Source organism: Cryptosporangium japonicum, assembly GCF_039524755.1.
GTDB lineage: Bacteria > Actinomycetota > Actinomycetes > Mycobacteriales > Cryptosporangiaceae > Cryptosporangium > Cryptosporangium japonicum.
Genome location: NZ_BAAAGX010000002.1, coordinates 1 through 15,995 on the forward strand (window position 1 = coordinate 1; position 15,995 = coordinate 15,995).

At 70.5% G+C, this 15,995-nt stretch carries 16 protein-coding genes and 2 pseudogenes; 10 read left to right on the forward strand and 8 right to left on the reverse strand.

What is annotated here, in order from left to right; all coding sequences use genetic code 11:
• Positions 1–45: 45 nt before the first annotated feature.
• A pseudogene (locus tag ABD437_RS01125) lies at positions 46–429 on the forward strand (5-methyltetrahydropteroyltriglutamate--homocysteine S-methyltransferase); the annotation flags it as partial.
• Between the two features lie 99 nt (positions 430–528).
• Here ABD437_RS01125 and ABD437_RS01130 read toward each other — a convergent pair.
• Positions 529–2,013, reverse strand: coding sequence for a putative bifunctional diguanylate cyclase/phosphodiesterase (locus ABD437_RS01130; RefSeq protein WP_344646813.1), 1,485 nt, complete (start codon positions 2,011–2,013; stop codon positions 529–531).
• Between the two features lie 266 nt (positions 2,014–2,279).
• Between ABD437_RS01130 and ABD437_RS01135 the strand changes: the two genes are divergently transcribed.
• From ABD437_RS01135 to ABD437_RS01145, 3 genes are all read left to right on the forward strand, one after another.
• Positions 2,280–2,510, forward strand: coding sequence for a hypothetical protein (locus ABD437_RS01135; RefSeq protein ID WP_344646814.1), 231 nt, complete (start codon positions 2,280–2,282; stop codon positions 2,508–2,510).
• Between the two features lie 651 nt (positions 2,511–3,161).
• Positions 3,162–5,297, forward strand: a complete 2,136-nt coding sequence (locus ABD437_RS01140; protein ID WP_344646815.1) for a sensor histidine kinase — start codon at positions 3,162–3,164, stop codon at positions 5,295–5,297.
• 159 nt (positions 5,298–5,456) lie between these two features.
• Positions 5,457–7,625: a DUF2254 domain-containing protein gene (locus ABD437_RS01145; protein ID WP_425558067.1), complete on the forward strand. Its 2,169-nt coding sequence runs from the start codon at positions 5,457–5,459 to the stop codon at positions 7,623–7,625.
• A 150-nt stretch (positions 7,626–7,775) separates the two neighbouring features.
• Here ABD437_RS01145 and ABD437_RS01150 read toward each other — a convergent pair whose 3' ends face one another.
• The 4 genes and pseudogenes from ABD437_RS01150 to ABD437_RS01160 all read right to left on the reverse strand — a co-directional run bounded on the left by ABD437_RS01150 (position 7,776) and on the right by ABD437_RS01160 (position 9,494).
• Complete coding sequence (locus tag ABD437_RS01150; RefSeq protein WP_344646817.1) at positions 7,776–8,099, reverse strand: hypothetical protein; 324 nt, start codon at positions 8,097–8,099, stop codon at positions 7,776–7,778.
• A gap of 50 nt (positions 8,100–8,149) precedes the next feature.
• Positions 8,150–8,704: pseudogene (locus ABD437_RS42915) on the reverse strand (YhjD/YihY/BrkB family envelope integrity protein); the annotation flags it as partial.
• Between the two features lie 50 nt (positions 8,705–8,754).
• A complete protein-coding gene (locus ABD437_RS01155; protein ID WP_344646818.1) occupies positions 8,755–8,895 on the reverse strand; it encodes a hypothetical protein in 141 nt (46 codons plus the stop codon).
• Positions 8,896–8,984: 89 nt separating this feature from the next.
• Positions 8,985–9,494 (reverse strand): BON domain-containing protein, encoded by a 510-nt coding sequence (locus ABD437_RS01160; protein ID WP_344646819.1) that lies wholly within the window; start codon positions 9,492–9,494, stop codon positions 8,985–8,987.
• 361 nt (positions 9,495–9,855) lie between these two features.
• Here ABD437_RS01160 and ABD437_RS01165 point away from each other — a divergent pair, with 361 nt between their 5' ends.
• From ABD437_RS01165 to ABD437_RS01175, 3 genes are read left to right on the forward strand one after another with little or no spacing between them, the layout of a single operon-like run.
• Positions 9,856–10,278 carry a PRC-barrel domain-containing protein gene (locus tag ABD437_RS01165; RefSeq protein ID WP_344646820.1) on the forward strand — a complete coding sequence of 141 codons (423 nt, stop codon included), beginning with the start codon at positions 9,856–9,858 and terminating at the stop codon, positions 10,276–10,278.
• Between the two features lie 7 nt (positions 10,279–10,285).
• Positions 10,286–10,582 carry a DUF3040 domain-containing protein gene (locus ABD437_RS01170; protein WP_344646821.1) on the forward strand — a complete coding sequence of 99 codons (297 nt, stop codon included), beginning with the start codon at positions 10,286–10,288 and terminating at the stop codon, positions 10,580–10,582.
• Between the two features lie 2 nt (positions 10,583–10,584).
• Positions 10,585–10,779: a hypothetical protein gene (locus ABD437_RS01175; protein ID WP_344646822.1), complete on the forward strand. Its 195-nt coding sequence runs from the start codon at positions 10,585–10,587 to the stop codon at positions 10,777–10,779.
• Between the two features lie 11 nt (positions 10,780–10,790).
• On the opposite strand, the gene ABD437_RS01180 is transcribed toward ABD437_RS01175, so the two are convergent.
• From ABD437_RS01180 to ABD437_RS01190, 3 genes are all read right to left on the reverse strand, one after another.
• Entirely contained in the window at positions 10,791–12,368 is a 1,578-nt protein-coding gene (locus ABD437_RS01180) for an ABC transporter permease (protein WP_344646823.1), read from the reverse strand.
• Positions 12,361–13,266, reverse strand: coding sequence for an ABC transporter ATP-binding protein (locus ABD437_RS01185; RefSeq protein WP_344646824.1), 906 nt, complete (start codon positions 13,264–13,266; stop codon positions 12,361–12,363). The genes ABD437_RS01180 and ABD437_RS01185 overlap by 8 nt, the downstream gene beginning before the upstream one ends.
• An 88-nt stretch (positions 13,267–13,354) precedes the next feature.
• Positions 13,355–13,981 (reverse strand): haloacid dehalogenase type II, encoded by a 627-nt coding sequence (locus ABD437_RS01190; RefSeq protein ID WP_344646825.1) that lies wholly within the window; start codon positions 13,979–13,981, stop codon positions 13,355–13,357.
• Between the two features lie 82 nt (positions 13,982–14,063).
• Between ABD437_RS01190 and ABD437_RS01195 the strand changes: the two genes are divergently transcribed.
• The 3 genes from ABD437_RS01195 (at position 14,064) to ABD437_RS01205 (ending at position 15,888) form a co-directional block, all read left to right on the forward strand.
• Positions 14,064–14,378 carry an ArsR/SmtB family transcription factor gene (locus ABD437_RS01195; protein ID WP_344646826.1) on the forward strand — a complete coding sequence of 105 codons (315 nt, stop codon included), beginning with the start codon at positions 14,064–14,066 and terminating at the stop codon, positions 14,376–14,378.
• A 61-nt stretch (positions 14,379–14,439) separates the two neighbouring features.
• Entirely contained in the window at positions 14,440–15,714 is a 1,275-nt protein-coding gene (gene nhaA, locus ABD437_RS01200; protein ID WP_344646827.1) for a Na+/H+ antiporter NhaA, read from the forward strand.
• A gap of 21 nt (positions 15,715–15,735) precedes the next feature.
• Positions 15,736–15,888, forward strand: coding sequence for a hypothetical protein (locus ABD437_RS01205; protein WP_344646828.1), 153 nt, complete (start codon positions 15,736–15,738; stop codon positions 15,886–15,888).
• Positions 15,889–15,995 lie beyond the last annotated feature (107 nt).

Consider the following 15,995-nt stretch of genomic DNA (forward strand, 5'->3'; position numbering starts at 1 on the left):
CTCGCCGCGACACTGATCTGGCTGACCTGATTCGCAGGACAAGCCCTAGCCACAAGCGGTGTCGCGGACTCCACCCAGATCCACACCCACCTCTGCTACTCAGAGTTCGGTGAGGTGCTGCCCGCCATCGACGCGCTGGACGCGGACGTCACCAGCATCGAGGCGTCCCGATCGAAAATGGAGATCCTCGACGACCTCGCCGCCGCCGGATACAGCCGGGGCATCGGCCCGGGCGTCTGGGACATCCACTCCCCGCGCGTGCCGACGCAGGACGAAGTGACCACCGCGCTCCGCGCCGCCGCCTCGGTGGTCCCGGGCCAGCGGCTCTGGGTCAACCCCGACTGCGGCCTGAAGACCCGCGGCTACCCCGAAGTCGAGGCCTCGCTGAGGCACCTGGTGGTCGCGGCCGCCGCGGTCCGCAGCAGCTGAGCACGCGGGAGCCGGCCGCCCGTCAGGTCGGCCGGCTCCCGCTTGATCGCGAACGACGATTCGGGCGATGTGGTGCTCATCGAAGAAGCGCTCGTCGGCTCACACGGTCACCTGTGCGCTCACCGCCGCGAAGTGTCGCTCGAAGTCCGCGACGACCATGGGGCGGCCATAGAGGTAGCCCTGCGCGAGCTGGTAGCCGGCCTGGCGAAGCCGCTCGGCCTGGGCGTCGGTTTCGACGCCTTCGGCCACGGCCTCGATGTCGAAGTCGTTGATGAACCCGACGAGGTTCTTGGTGATGATGGCCCCGGCGCCCTCGGCGGTCGTCCCGCTGATGAAGGACTTGTCGACTTTGAGGACGTCGACCGGGCAGTTGAGCAGCAGGCTCAGCGACGAGTGCCCGGTACCGAAATCGTCGAGGGCGATACGCAGACCGAGTTGTCGGAGGCGGTGGAGCTGTTCGACGGCCAGGTCGGTGGTGAGCACGGCGGTCTCGGTGACCTCGAGCACGAGCCGGGACGCGTCGGCGCCGGTTTCGCGCAGGAGGCCGGCGACGTCGTCGACGAAGCCGCGTTCGGCCAGTTGCCGGGCGGACACGTTGACGCTGATCTTGCTCGGCGCTCGGTCACCGTACTGCTGCTGCCAGGCCGCAGCCTGCGTGCAGGCGTGCCGGAGTATCCAGGCGCCGAGTTCGAGGATGCAGCCGTTCTGCTCGGCCAGCGGTATGAACAGGTCCGGAGGGACCAGACCACGTTCCGGGTGGCGCCAGCGCATCAGCACCTCACCACCGACCGTGGCCCCGGACGTCAGGTCGACGATCGGCTGGTACACGGCGAAAATCTGCCCGGCCGACAGCGCGGTCCGCAGATCGGCCGACAGGCGGGCGCTCTCGTCGGCGGCCCGGTCCATGGCGGGGTCGAACCAGTGCCGCCGGTCCCCACCCGCCGCCTTGGCGGTGTACATGGCCACGTCGGCGCGGCGGAGCAACTCCTTCGGCGTGTCCCCCACCCAGCTGGTCGCCACCCCGACGCTGGTCGCGGTCACGACGGTGTGCCCGAACAGGTGGGCCGGTTCACGCAGCGCCGCGAGAACGTCGTCGATCAGGATCTCCACGCTCGTTGCCTCCGTACGCGCGACGACGGCGAACTCGTCGCCCCCGAGGCGGGCCACCAGGCCGTCGTCTCCGACGACAGTTGCCAGCCGATCACTCAGAGTGGTCAGCAGTGCGTCGCCGACGCCGTGACCGAGCCGGTCGTTGACGACCTTGAAATCGTCGACGTCCAGCAGAATCAGATGGAACAGCTGGTCCGCGGCGAGCAGCTCCGCGACGTGCCGCTCGAGCAGCGCCCGGTTGGCTGCCGTCGTCAGACTGTCGTGGGTCGCCTGGTACTCCAGTTCCTCCTGGTAGCGGCGCAGGTCGGCCAGCTGCGCGTCGACGGTGGCCAGCAGCCGGTTGTTGTCGCGCAGCGCGATGATCTGCCGCACGATGACCAGCCCCGTCAGCGTCACCGCGGCGAGCTCCATGATCATCGTCTCGGCCGGGTCCCGGGCCCCGGTGGTCAGCAGCAGCGCGTCCGTGACCGCCACTGCCAGGTACGGGATGAGGCTGACGCGGCCGGATCGACGTCGGGGCGGCGGGTTCCTCCGCCCCGGCGCGTAGTTGCCGCGCCGCGGCGAGATGGAGGCTCAGCGCGGCGATCGGCACCGCGATCAGACTCGAGGACAAGTACGGCCGCGACACCAGGAACGGCGAGAGGCTGCCGAACCCGGTACTGAGCGCGCTCCCGGTCGCGAGCACGTGCAGCGCACGGCGGTCGAGGCGACCGGCCCCGGCGAACGCCACCTTGACGAACGTGGCCATCGATACGAACCCGACCACCGCGAGGGAGAGCATCGCGCCGGCCGACCCGGTCTGGGTGACCCACTGCTGGTGCTCGCGCAGCGAGAAATGCCAGACGATCGCCGCGACGGTGATCAGCACCATGCAGGCATCCAGGCCGAACCGGATCCAGTCGCTGCGGTTGCGCTGCCAGGACGGCAGGCGCAGCAACGCCCACAACACGATGCCGAGCATGCCGAGGTAGAGCGCCAGCGTCACCGGACCGACGCGCTGGGACGGCACCGGACCGCCCACCGCATCCACGGCGTTCGAGATCGTGCCGGCCACAAAAAACACGCAGCCGACCGCCAGGTGACGCCAGAACCGGCGAGTGGAGGAGTCCAACGCGTGTTCGCGGGCCACCCGCCAGCAGGCGGAGCCGGCCAGCAGCGCGGTGAGCGGCAGAGCAACCCATCCGAGGACCGGATAACGCGACGGGACCGCGAGCCCGGCCGTTACCCAGATCGCATTCAGCAGCGTCAGGGTGGCGGTAGCGCGCAGCGGCCAGCCGACTCCCGCTAGCCGGACCCGCCGCTCACCGCTCGTCACATCGCTTCCCATCGGCCAGCCCATCCACGATTTAATCGTTGACGTCAGCTCGCCTCGGCCGACTCAGCACGCGGTGCGTCGGACAAGATACCCGCACCCCGACGCTGCGCTCCCGGCTTTTGCGACCGAAGCTCCACGCGTCACCGCACCATTCCGCAGCGTTAATCGGATAATTAACTCACACCACCGCTCAGAGCGGTGATCGATCCCTACCCGTCGGACGACGGCATGCCGTCGAGTTCGTCGGGTCGCCAGCCTGAAGCAGCCGGGCCGGGATCGTCCCTGACCCCCGAGAGGCGTGCTACGCATGCGCGTAGCCGACAGCGGCGCTCTACGGAATCCGGAACGGCTGGAAGCGGTGGAGCACGCCTGCCGCACACTTTCGGTGCTGCCGACACGGACGCCGGCGATCGCGCGTCTGGCCGCGCGATCGGTCGACGCGCCGATGGGATTGCTGACCCTCGTGGGCGATGACCATGAGCATGTGGCCGGGGCGTACGGCCTTCCGGAGCCCTTGAGATCCGGAGGCCGGATGACCGAGGCCTACTCGGTCGGCAAATACATGGTCGACGCCGACGCCCCGGTGGCCTGCCCGGACATGCACGAAGAGACCAACCTGCAGGTTCGTGACCATCCGCTGGCGCGCGACTTCGGAGTCCGGGCCTTTCTGGGCGTGCCGATCCGGGACGCCGAGGATCGCCCGGTCGGGTCGTTGACCGTGCTCGACGAGCGTCCCAATGTCTGGTCCGAAGCCGACGTCGCGATGCTGCTCGAGGTCGCCACGCTCGTCGACCGGCTGCCCGCGCACGTCGCCGCCGCCCCAGCCGCAGCCGCAGATCTGGACGCCCGCACCCGGCTGGGATTCGCCGACACCCTGCTCGACAGCCTCGACGAAGGCGTCGTCGCCATCGACCGCACCGGCCACGTCGTCATCTACAACCGGGCGCTGCGCGAAATCCACCGGCACCCGCCCGACCTCGCGCCCGAGCAAGCACACCACGTGGACCTGGCCCAACTGCACCACCCGGACGGCACCCCGATCGATCCGCAGCACAGCGGCCTGGCCCGCGCGCTACGCGGCGAGGCCGTGCCGGACGCGCCCGGGGTGATCCGCCGGCCGGGCCTCCCCGACCGGTACATCAGCACCGATGCCCGTCCGATCCTCGGCCCCGACGGCGAGCCGATCGGCGCGGTCGCCACGGTCCGCGACGTCACCGACCAGCGCCACGCCCAGCAGTTCCGCGACTGCCAACTCGCCGTCGCCCGCCTACTGGGCCGCCCCGGCACCCTGGCCGCACTCGGCACCGAAGCGCTCGGCCTGCTCGGACACACCCTCGGCTGGTCCTACCTGAGCCTTCGACTGGTCGAGACGCACACGGCCACCTTGCGCCGGGTGGCCGTCTGGCACCCGGCAGAGCTCCGGCTCGGTGATCTTCTGCCCGAACGACTGCCCCGGTCCGCGCACGAGATACCCGTCACGGTCTGGGCCACCGGGCGACCGGTCTGGGAACCCGATCTGCGCACCTCACCGCATATGCGCGATCCGACGTCGCCAGCCCGCGCCCGGGCTTATGCGCAACGAGGACTGCACTCGGTGGTCTCGGTTCCGATCCTCGACGGCGACGACGTCCTCGGCGTCCTGACGTGTTTCGCGCCGGCCCTGCATCACGACGAGTTCCAGACCACCGGTCTGCTCCTGGACTTCGCCACCCAGGCAGGCCAATTCCTCGCCCGCCGCCGCGCTGACGACCTCACCGACGACCTGCGGCGCGCCCGCGCCGATTTCACTGGCCTCATCGGCCACGACATGCGCACCCCGCTGACCACCATCGCCACCTACAACCAGCTGCTCCTCGACGACCCGACGCCCCGCCCCAGCAATGATCGGCAACTGCTCGACGGCATCAGCCGCAACGTCAGCGTGCTGCGTGAGCTCGTCGACGGTCTCCTCGATCTCGCCGCGCTCGAGGACGACAACGACCCGCTACCGAGCTACGACGTCGATCTCACCGCGCTGCTCGCCGACGACCTCACCCGCATCCGGGCTTCCCGGACCTCGAGCCGGCCGGAAACAGTGCACACCGACCTGGGCCCACCCCTGGTCGTCCGCGGTGACCCCGGTCGGCTCCGCCAGCTCACCGACAACCTCGCCGCTCTCGCCGTCGACCGGTCCGATCCCCGCGGCCCGGCGCCGTCGTTCACGCTGCGGCCAAGCGATGACACCGCGGAACTCCGAGTGACCACCAGCCGCCGACTCACCCCGCGGTCAGGTAGCTATTCCCCAGCCAACGCCACCGGCACCGGAGACGCCAACACCCGGACCGGCGTCGCCCTCGTCCTCACCCGCCTGATCGCCGAACGGCACGGCGGCACCCTCAAGGTCACCGATCAGTCCGACGGCAGCACCATCACCGTCCGACTACCGGTCGCCACCTCGCCCTAGCCACCGCGCTTCTCGACGCCGATCTGGAGGACGAGCTGTCGATGCTCGCGCTGAACGTCACGAGCCAGGTGCGGTTGGCCAAACACGTCGTGCTCTGACGCTGCGCCTGTCAGCGACCGGCCCCTGCCGGACGCGCCGGACGCCGACCGACTGCGCGGGCTGACCGCCCGGTCCGGCGGTATGGTCGCGGCCCCATGTCCCGTGCCCGAACACGCCGAGCGTGTCCGTAACTACGACTACCGGTACGTGTGGATTCACGACCAGTGCTACGCCGGTCTCGCGGTGGCCGCCGACCGACCCCACCCGCTGCTGGCCGAGGCCACCGGTTTCGTCGCCGCCGCGGTGAACTCCGACGGGCCTGCCCTCAAACCGGCCTACCGCACCGACGGCGGACCCGTGCCCAATCAGCGGCGCCTAGGTCTGCCCGGTCACCCCGGCGGCACCGACGTCGTCGGCAACCGGGTCAACCGGCAATTCCAGCTCCACGCCCCCGGCAAGGCGTTGCCGCTGTTCGCCGCAGCCGCCCGCCACGACCTGCTCGACGCCGACGGCGTCGCCGCCGCACGCACCGCCGTCGACGTCATCCGCCACCGGCGGACCGAGCCCGACGCAGGGATCTGGGAACTGGACAACGCCTGTGGACGCACTCCCGGCTGGCCCGCGTCGCCGGGCTCCGGCAAGCCGCGACCATTCCCGCCCTCGGCCCCGGCGTCGAGTGGGAGAGGCTGGCCGCAGGCATCCTCGCCGAGACCGACCGGCGCTGCCGCCACCCCGCCGGGTACTGGCAGCGCAGCCCGGACCACCGGGCTCCTGTCCGAGGAGTTCGACGTCACCCAGCACCAGCCGCGGCAACCTGCCTCAAGCTTTCGTCCACGCCCTACTGCTGGAAACCAGCGGCCGCCTCGGCACCGCATAATCGTCCCGGATAGCCGAATAATCACATCAGAGCGAGGCGAGAACGTCGTGAGAGCTCGGATCCGGCGATGGCGTGCCGCGACCGTTGATGCGTGGCGGACGCAGTTGTGGCCGGTGCCTGCTTTCGCGGTCCTCACGGCCATCGTGCTGGGGGTGGGTCTGCCGCGGCTCGACGCGCGCATCGACGAGCATTTGCCGGCCACCGTCACCGCCTACCTGTTCAGCGGCGGACCCGAGGCCGCCCGCACCGTCTTGTCGGCGATCGCGAGTTCGCTGATCACGGTCACGTCGCTGACGTTCTCGCTCACCGTCGTGACGCTCCAACTGGCCAGCAGCCAGTTCTCCCCGCGGCTGCTGCGAACCTTCACCCGCGACCGGCTGGTCCACGCCAGCTTGGGCCTGCTGCTGGCCACGTTCGTTTACGCGCTGACCGTCCTGCGCACAGTACGCGCGTCGCTGTCGGACCAAACAGCGTTCGTGCCGCAGATCGCGGTGACGGTCGCCTACCTGCTGGCACTGGCCGCGGTGCTGATGCTGGTGGTGTTCCTCGCTCACCTCGCCCGGCAGATCCGGGTCGAACGGATGATGAGCGAAGTCCACGCCGACACCACCGCGACCATGAACCACCTGCTGTCCGACGCCGAACCGCATTCGCGCGCACCTCTTGCCGTGCCCGCCGATGCCGTGGTGCTCCACGCCGACCGCTCGGGGTTCTTTTCCTCGATCGACGACCACGCGCTGCTCTCCGCCGCGAACACCGCGTCGGCGGTGGTGTACGTCGACCGGCTTCCCGGCGAGTCGTTGATCGCGGGAACCCCGGTCGCGCACGCCTGGGCCCGGAATGGCGACGAGCTGGACGGCGCGGCGCGCGAACAGCTCCAGCGGTGCATCGCTCAGTCGATCGACACCGGGTTCGAGCGCACCGCCGTGCAAGACGTCGCGTTCGGGCTCCGGCAACTCGTCGACGTGACCGTCAAAGCGCTCTCGCCGGGCGTCAACGACCCGACGACCGCCGTCCACGGCCTCGGGCACATCGCCGCGCTGCTGTGCGAACTCGCCCGCAAAGACCTCGGACCCCGCATCCTCACCGACTCCGACGACCAGGTGCGGGTCGTGTTGCGCCGGCCCAGCTTCACCGAACTCCTGGAACTCGCGGTCGCCCAGCCACGCCGCTACGGAGCCAAGGACCCCGACGTGCTCTCCCGGCTGGCGATGCTGCTGCGCGAGGTCGCCTGGAGTACCACCGACCCCGAGCACCACTTGGCCGTCGCCACCCAGGTCGACCGGCTGGCGGCCACCATCGACCGGCAGGACTTCGACACCACCGAGCACGAACGACTGCACGGAGAGATCCGGGCCGCCCGCGAAGCACTGATCGGCCGATGGCCGGCCACCCCGACTCACGTGCCGTAACGCAAGACCCGGGCCTCGACGTCGAACATCACGCCGTCCGCGGCCGCCGAATTGACCGTCCCCTCCGCGCCGGACCTCCAGAACCGCGCCCCGCCCAGCTCGGTGGCGAGGGCGAGCAGCGCACCGAGCCCGGTACCACGGCCGGTGCGATCAGGCGACCGGCTCGGCGCTCGATGGCCCGGCCGGGCGGGGAGTCGGCCGACCGGCGCGGTGGAGCGTACGGCGGAGCATCAGCCGGTAGCCGACGAGCAGGACCGCGTTGCCGAGAAGCAACCACAGCGCCAGCAGGACCGTGACGGCCAGAAACGTCCGGCCGTACCGCTGTGCGAAGTCCGCGAATTCGCGCAGATACACCAGATAGCCGCCACTGACGGCGATCTCGAGCACTGTCGCCAGCCCGGCGCCCAAGAGCACGTCCCCCGCGGAGGAGTCGTACAAGCGATACAGCCCGTAGATGACCGCCACCAGATCCACAGCGCCAGCGCCACTCCGGCAGCCAGCCCGATCGTGAACAGTGTGTCATGCGCCTGCAGCAGCCGCGGCCCGACGTAGAGAGCCGCGACGGCCGACACGACCAGTAGCGGCAACAGGCCAACCACGGCCAGCGCCAGCAGACGCCCCTTCCAGCCGCGGATACGTTGCTCGCCCCGGGGAGCGACCGCGCTGAATCCGCGTCCCAGCGCGGCTCCGTAGGCGGTCGCGGGCCAGAGCGCGGCCAGCACCGTGAGCGGGCCGGCGCCGGCCGACACGTCCAGCAGGCCGTCGACGGCCGTCCCCACCGGCAGCTCGGCCGGTGCACGACGGCCGAGCTCGTCGACGACGGCCTGGAGCGTGGCGTCGGAGACGGCCAGCCCGGCGAGCCAGAACGCGATCAGGACCATCGGCGGAATCGAGATGAGCGCATAGAATGCCAAGCTGGCGCTGGTCGTGACCAGCTCGGGGCCGCGCAGCCAGCGTTCGAACCGCCGTACCGGGCCGGGTAGCGACCGTTCGGCCGCGCGGACCCTCTCGGCGAGCGCCCCGGTCCGCCGCCTGACCGCAGCCATCCGCGACCGCACGCCGGCCGACATCCCTCTCATCACTCGGTCAGGCGAGCCGCTGTGCGGGTGCCTGATTCTCGGCGTTCGCGTCACGAGGCGAGACCGTCAGCACGCACCGGAAAGCCGCCGCCTGCGCCGGCCGGAGTCCAGCAGAAGTCGGCGCCCAGCCGAACATTGCCGTCGAGCGGGTTGGGGGTGGTGACCTTGCCGGGGTTCATCCGGGTGTGCACGCACCCCCTGCCCGCAGTGCCCGTAGAGCGAGGCCCGCTCGTCGCCGTACTCCTTGCCCGTCGGCGCATCTCCTGCGAGTTGCACGCGGCTACCCACCTCCTTGCCACCGAAACCGCTCGGCGTCCTGGCGACGCAGCGAGTAGGCATCGAGGACGGAGAGGCCGATCCCGCAGACGAGCGCGACATAGATGAGCGCAACCCGCGAACCGACGATGCCGCCGATGAGACTGGAATAGGACGCGAGGAGCAGAACGGCTTTGTACACCCTCGCCGTCGGCGGCCGGCGGCGTGCGACGCGGATCGCATTGCACACGTCGCGGGCCCCGTCGGTGGTCGCCGCGATCTCGGCAGCGAGACACCTGACCTGCGCCGCCCGGACGGAACCGGTCAGAATCACCACCCCGTGGTCGGCCCGCGGGGTGATCGGAGCCGTCCGGGTCCGGTCGTCGAGAAGCAGCCGGGCCGCGACGGCGGCCGTCAGGCGCTCATCCGGCTCCCGCGTCCGCGCCGGGCGCTCTTCGAACGATCCCTCGAGATACACAGCGACCACCTCGACTAAGAGTTTCCGGTCCGGCCCGGCGACCACGTCAATCGACACCGCGCGGCTCCGACGGGCAGTTCGCGGTACCCGATCGCCGCCGACCGAGCTCCATGAGTAGTCACCGCCACCAGCACCGCGCATACCGGTTGCCACGAAATCGACACGGATCCGTCAAGCAGTCGTCACTGGTATCTCCGTCACCGTGCCGGGACCGCCGAAGCCCGAGCTGACTGGCTCGGACAGCTCGTCGAGCCGGGTGCGGCCTGCTCAGGGCGGTCACCGCGGATGCGCCGCATGACGGAACGATGACGTTCGGCGCTGCCGTGCATGAAGTCCGCACCGGCGGAAATGCACTCTTCGTGATCCCGACGGGGTCGGTCGACCCGCACGACCACGACCACACGGAAAGGAGCACCTGATGGCTACCGAATCGCTCGCCACGCTCGTACGGCTCAGCGACACCGGACAGACCGTGACACCGCCCGAGGACGACGTCCGCGGGAAAACGGTGCGGGACCGCGACGGCGAGAACATCGGCAAGATCGACGACCTGCTCGTCGACAGCGACGAGCACCGCGTCCGCTTCCTGCGCCTGGAACACGGCGGCATTCTCGGCTTCGGCGCGACCCACTCGCTGGTACCGGTCGAGGCGATCACCCGCATCGACGACGAGGTGCGGGTCGACCGTACGCGGGACGTCGTCGCCGACGCCCCGTCCTACGACCCGGACGTGACCGACGCCGACTACTACAGCGGTCTCTACGGCTACTACGGCTACACGCCCTTCTGGGGTCCCGGCCTCATCCCGCCGCCCGCCGGCGTGCGGAACAGGCACCCGTAGGCGCTCGATGTACTCCCCCGATCCGCGGCGGCGCTTCGACGACATCGTCGGAGCGCTGTCCGCGGACGACCCGCGCTTCGCCACCGCCATCCGCCCGGCCCGTCCACGATGGCCTCGCCTGATCCGGAGGATCGGGTTCGTGGGCGCAACGCTGGCGGTGGAGATCCCGATCCTGATCTTCTACGGCTGGGCCCCGATTCTCGGAGCGTTGGCAGCCTCGATAATGGTCGCGTGGCTGCTGAGCGCCGGGGACATCGCGAGGGCCGTCGGGCTCGGACATCTACCTCCCGACCAACGCTCGTGAGTGTGCGTACAGCGAAGCGGGTCGCCCGCGTTCTCGAACTGGTAGGGGCGATGCTCGCGGTCGCCGGCGCCGTCGTGATCACGAGCGCGGTCGTACGCGGCGAGGGGTCCCCAGCCGTGGCCGGACTCGGTGCTCTCGCCGGCGCCGCCACCACCGTGGGCATCGCCCGCGTGATGCGGGCCAATCTTCCCCGCTGAACAGGCGTCATCTATCCGCGCAGATCGCGTCGCCCGAACCGGAGGGCGCCGACCACGGTGGCCGCCACGCCGAACGCGCTCATCACCCCCGACGCGAGCCAGTTCGGTGACTCGAGCGGCACGGCGGCCAGGTGCGCGAACGGTGAGCAGTTGACCACCCAGGCCGGGGCCCCGGCGTCGAGGGCCAGAACGTAGAGCAGGAATCCACCACCGCCGGGCAGGCCACCGAGGAGGGTCACCCCTCGGGGTGCCCAGCCGAGCGCGAGCACCGAGGTGCCGACGCACAGCAGCACGATCGGCAGCATGTTGAGCGTGCCGGCCAGCGCTTCGGCCAACGACAGGTCGCGGTTGCCACTCAGGGTCACGCCCGCCCAGGCCGCCGCGCCGGACAGCACCGTGAGCGCCACGGCTCCGAGGAGAGTCGCCGTGATCTCCGCACCGACCAGCCGAAGCCGGGTCACCGGCGCGGCGACCAGCGGCGTGAGCCGTCGGTCGGTCTCGGCATCGGCGAACGCGGCCAGCCGCACCGCGACGAAGCCACCGACGGGCATCGCCAGGATCGCGAACAGCGTGGCGGTGTAGCCCTCCACCGAGGCCAGGTCGGCGAAGCCCGCCTGGCCAGCGCGCGAGGAGAACTCCGGGTTGTCGCGCAGGAACGTCAGCGCGCTGTCGGCGACCAGCCCGATCAGCAGATAGTAGGCGCCGAGCGCGATCGCCCACGCGGTCAGCGGCACGAGCAGCCGACGCACCGCGAAGCCGCCGACCGAGCCGAGCAGAACCGTGGACGAACGGCGCGGTCCGGCCACCAACACCCCGCTGCCCACGTCACGGCGGCCGGCGACGACCAGGGCCGCGGCCATTAGTGCGACCGCGGCGACGAGCAGCAGCACCAGCGGCGACCACCGGTTTCCCGCGTACGGACGGGACAGTTCCAGCAGGCCGAACGGCGACACCCAGCGCAGCCAACCCAGCGCCTCGACGCCGTCGCCGATCATCCGGGCCAGCAGCGTTGCCCCGAGCACCGCGACGGCACCGGTCGTGGCCGCCGACCGGGACGCGAACACCTGCGCGCCGAGTACCGCGCAGCCGACGAAGAACCACCCGACCATCACGATTCCGGCGCCGTGAATCAGCGCACCGGCTGTGCCCGCGCTCGCCAGAGCCGCCGCCGCGCCGACCCCGGCCGCCAGCGGTGCCACCGCCAGCACACCGGCGGTCCAGGACAAGACGTCGCGCAGCGGGCGATGTCCGCTCAACAGCAGGCTCCAGCGTCCGGCGTCCTCTTCGCCGCGGGTGATCCGCGTTGCGGCGACGATCGTCCAGACACCGACGATGACGGCCAGGGGCGTGGCGGTGCGCCAGACCGTGAAGCCCCCGACGGAGTCCAGGGCGATCGGCGGTCCGAACAGGGTCCGGATGGCGGGGTTGCTCGCCAGCGCCTCCAACGAGGCGAGGTTCGACCGATCGGTCACGATGGTCTCCGCCGTCGCGACGACCAGCGCCGTGAGGGCAATGGCGACGGACGTCACCGCGAGCCCACCGAACCGGATCTGCCGCAGCGCCAGGCCGACCAGCGCCCGGTCAGCCACCGCAGTCGTATCGGACCGGCTCGCCGTAGTAGTCGAGGAAGATCTCCTCGAGGCTGGGCTCGCGGACGTTCAGCGCGGTGACGTCGAACCGGGCGAGTTGCTGCAGCACCGGGCCTGGTGCACCGGTGAGCCCGAAACGCAGGCGTCCGTCGCCGAGAGGCTCAACCCCGTCGACGCCGGGCACCGCGGCGAGCTCCGGTGCCGCCCCGGTGTAGGCCACGGTCACCTCGGAACGATGCAGCCGCCGCAGCCCGGCGACGGTTGCGGTCTCGACCAACCGCCCGGCCCGCAGGATTCCCACCCGGTCGCAGACGGCTTCGACCTCGGCGAGCAGGTGCGAGCTGAGGAAGATCGTCTGCCCGCGCTCGCGCGCTTCGGCCACCGCACGGCGGAACTCCCGTTCCATCAGCGGATCCAGCCCGCTGGTCGGCTCGTCGAGCACCAGCAGCGGCGCCCGGGTAGCGAACGCCGCGACGAGAGCGATCTTCTGCCGGTTGCCGGTCGAGTAGGTGTCCGCCCGCTTCGTGACGTCGAGGTCGAAACGCTCGATCAGCTCGTCGCGGTAGGCGACGTCGGTGCCAGGACCGATCGAGGCCAGCAGGTGCAGCGTCTCGCGGCCCGTCAACCGGGGCCACAGCGCGACGTCAGCCGGGACGTAGGCGAGCTTCGTGTGGGCCTGGGCGACGTCCTGGGCGGCGATTCCGAAGATCTCCGCGCGGCCGGACGTGGGCGCGGCCAGACCGAGCAGCACGCGGATCGTCGTGGATTTTCCGGCGCCGTTCGGGCCGAGGAACCCGAAAACCTCGCCGGGCGGAACCTCGATCGTGAGGTCGTCCACGGCCGGCACCCCGCCGTACTTCTTGGTGAGCGCAACGGTGCGCACGGCGGAACCACTCATCGCCAGAGCCTTCCGGTCGACACGGAGCAGAAACCGCCGACCAGGCTTCCCGGCACACCGAAATGGACGGTACTCCTACCGTGACCGCCTAGGGAAGCACCAAGCCCGCGAGCGCCGCGAAGTCACCGACAACCGCGTCGGGCGCGGGCTCGCCCGGCAGCACCGCCCGACCCGGCCGGGCGACGAACACCGACCGCAGCCCGGCGGCCTGGGCTCCGGCGATGTCCCAGCCGTGCGCGGCCACCATCACCGCCGCCGACGGCTCCACCCGCTCCTGCTCGAGCACGAACCGGTACGGCGCCGCCGAGGGCTTGAGCGCACCCACCTGGTCCGCCGAGTACGCCGCGTCGAACGAAGCCTCCAGCCCGGAGTGGCCGAGCTGGGCGTCGATCACGGCCTTCGGCGAGTTGCCGAGCGCGACCAGCCGGTGCCCGGCGGCGCGCAGCGCACCCAGCCCACCGGCCACGTCGGGGTGGGCGGGGAGCGCCCGCATCGTGGCACCCAGGCCGGCGGTCGACGCGTCAGCGCCGCGGAGGTGCCGGAAGCTCGCCGCTCCGAGTTCCGCGAAGTTCCGGTACCGGCTGGTCGCCGCCGATACCAGCGCGCCCTGGATCACCAGCGCGAACCACTCTTCACGCGCGGCCGGCGACCCGAGTACCCCGTCGAGCGGCGTCAGATCGAGCATCGTCTCGTTGATGTCGAAGATCCAGAGCACACCGGCCTCCAAGGTTCGATGGAATTCGTACCTAGCCCGGAAGGTACTACGATTCACGTACCTGGGTGGAAGGAACAGCGCGATGCCGTACACGGACGCCCCCGCACCGGAGGTGATCGACCTCGGCGCGGTCCTCGGCGCGCTCGCCGATCCGCTGCGCCGATCGGTCGTGCTCGACCTGCTCGGGCGCGACGACACCGAGCACGCGTGCAGCTCCTTCGACCTGCCGCTGGCCAAGTCGACCCGCACCTACCACTGGCGCGTCCTGCGCCAGGCCGGCCTGGTGCACCAGCGCGACGCGGGCAACGGTAGCTATGTGCGGCTACGCCGCGACGATCTCGCCGCGCGGTTTCCCGGCCTGCTCGACACGATCCGTAGGGCCGCTCACCAAGTATAATGGTTCGCGGTGTGCCGGGAAGCCTGGTCGGCGACGTCTATTGCCGACCCTTGGGAGACTCATGCCGCCGGCTAACCTGCTTCGTCGTGGTTCCTGGGCCGAAGCCCGCCGCGTCGCCGAGGTGCTCCGCAGCGAAACCGTTGGTGGCATCCTGCTGCTTACCGGAGCCGTCCTCGCGCTGATCTGGGCCAATTCGCCCTGGTCGGGCGGCTATTCGTCGCTGCGAGACACCGTCGTCGGGCCGCACGCCCTGCACCTGGACCTGTCCCTCGGCACGTGGGCCGCCGACGGCCTGCTCGCGATCTTCTTCTTCGTCGCGGGGCTCGAGCTCAAACGTGAGTTCGTCGCCGGTGACCTGCGTGACCCCCGTCGGGCCACCGTGCCGGTGGCCGCTGCCGTCGGCGGTGTCGCTGTTCCCGCGCTGATCTACGTTGCGGTCAACTTCGGCGGCGACGGGCTCTCCGGCTGGGCTGTCCCGACTGCCACCGACATCGCGTTCGCGCTCGCCGTCCTGGCCGTCATCGGCAGCGCACTCCCCCCGGCCCTGCGCACGTTCCTGCTCACCCTCGCCGTCGTCGACGACCTGCTGGCGATCGTCGTCATCGCGCTCTTCTACACCGACCACCTCTCGGTCTGGCCGCTCCTCGGCGCCCTGGTCCCGCTGGCGGCGTTCACCGTGCTGGTGCAGCGCCGGATACGCGCCTGGTGGATTCTGCTGCCGCTGGCCGCGTTGACGTGGGGTCTGGTGCACGCTTCCGGCGTGCACGCCACCGTCGCCGGGGTCCTGCTCGGCTTCGCCGTCCCCGTCCTGCGCAGGACCGATTCCGACGGCCCCGGGCTGGCCGAGCACTTCGAGCACCGCTTCCGGCCGATCTCCGCCGGCTTCGCCGTGCCGGTCTTCGCGTTCTTCGCCGCCGGTGTCACCGTCGACGGTCTCGATGGCCTGCTCACCGCGCTCACCGACCGGGCGGCGATCGGCATCGTCGTCGGCCTCGTGGCCGGCAAGACGATCGGCATCTTCCTCACCACCTGGGTGATCGCCCGCTTCACCCGCGCCAGACTCGACGAAGGCCTGGCCTGGATCGACGTCCTCGGACTCGCCGTACTCTCCGGCATCGGCTTCACCGTCTCGCTGCTCATCGGCGAACTCGCGTTCGGATCGGGCAGCGAACGCGACGAACACGTCAAGGTCGCCGTACTCACCGGGTCGGTCCTCGCCGCCGTCCTGGCGACGGCCATCCTCCGGGTCCGGAATCGCGTCTACCGTCGCATCCGCCAAGCGGAGACTGTCGACGCTGATGACGACGGTGTCCCCGACGTCTATCAGGAGCGTTGACCGCGGGTCGACACTGATGACATGACCGCCCCTTCGCACCCGGCCGACTACCCGGCTTGCCGCTGCGATGTCTGCGTCAGCACCTACATCGCACCCCCGCCGGTCGTGAAAGCCCTCAAATTCTTGTTCGCCGCACTGGCGATCGTGCTCGCCCTCAGCGTGCTGTTCGGGTAGCCCGAGAACCACCGATGCGTCGGTGGCGCCGCGCAACTATTCGACGTGTAGTGTCGCTCGCGGTGTGCCGGGAAGCCTGGTCGGCGTGTGGTTTCGTCATGTCGCCA

Coding starts and splice junctions, on each gene's coding strand:
- ABD437_RS01205 (WP_344646828.1), top strand. CDS start 15,736: ATGACCGCCCCTTCGCACCCGGCCGACTACCCGGCTTGCCGCTGCGAT.
- ABD437_RS01165 (WP_344646820.1), top strand. CDS start 9,856: ATGGCTACCGAATCGCTCGCCACGCTCGTACGGCTCAGCGACACCGGA.
- nhaA (WP_344646827.1), top strand. CDS start 14,440: ATGCCGCCGGCTAACCTGCTTCGTCGTGGTTCCTGGGCCGAAGCCCGC.
- ABD437_RS01185 (WP_344646824.1), bottom strand. CDS start 13,266: ATGAGTGGTTCCGCCGTGCGCACCGTTGCGCTCACCAAGAAGTACGGC.
- ABD437_RS01195 (WP_344646826.1), top strand. CDS start 14,064: ATGCCGTACACGGACGCCCCCGCACCGGAGGTGATCGACCTCGGCGCG.
- ABD437_RS01140 (WP_344646815.1), top strand. CDS start 3,162: ATGCGCGTAGCCGACAGCGGCGCTCTACGGAATCCGGAACGGCTGGAA.
- ABD437_RS01170 (WP_344646821.1), top strand. CDS start 10,286: ATGTACTCCCCCGATCCGCGGCGGCGCTTCGACGACATCGTCGGAGCG.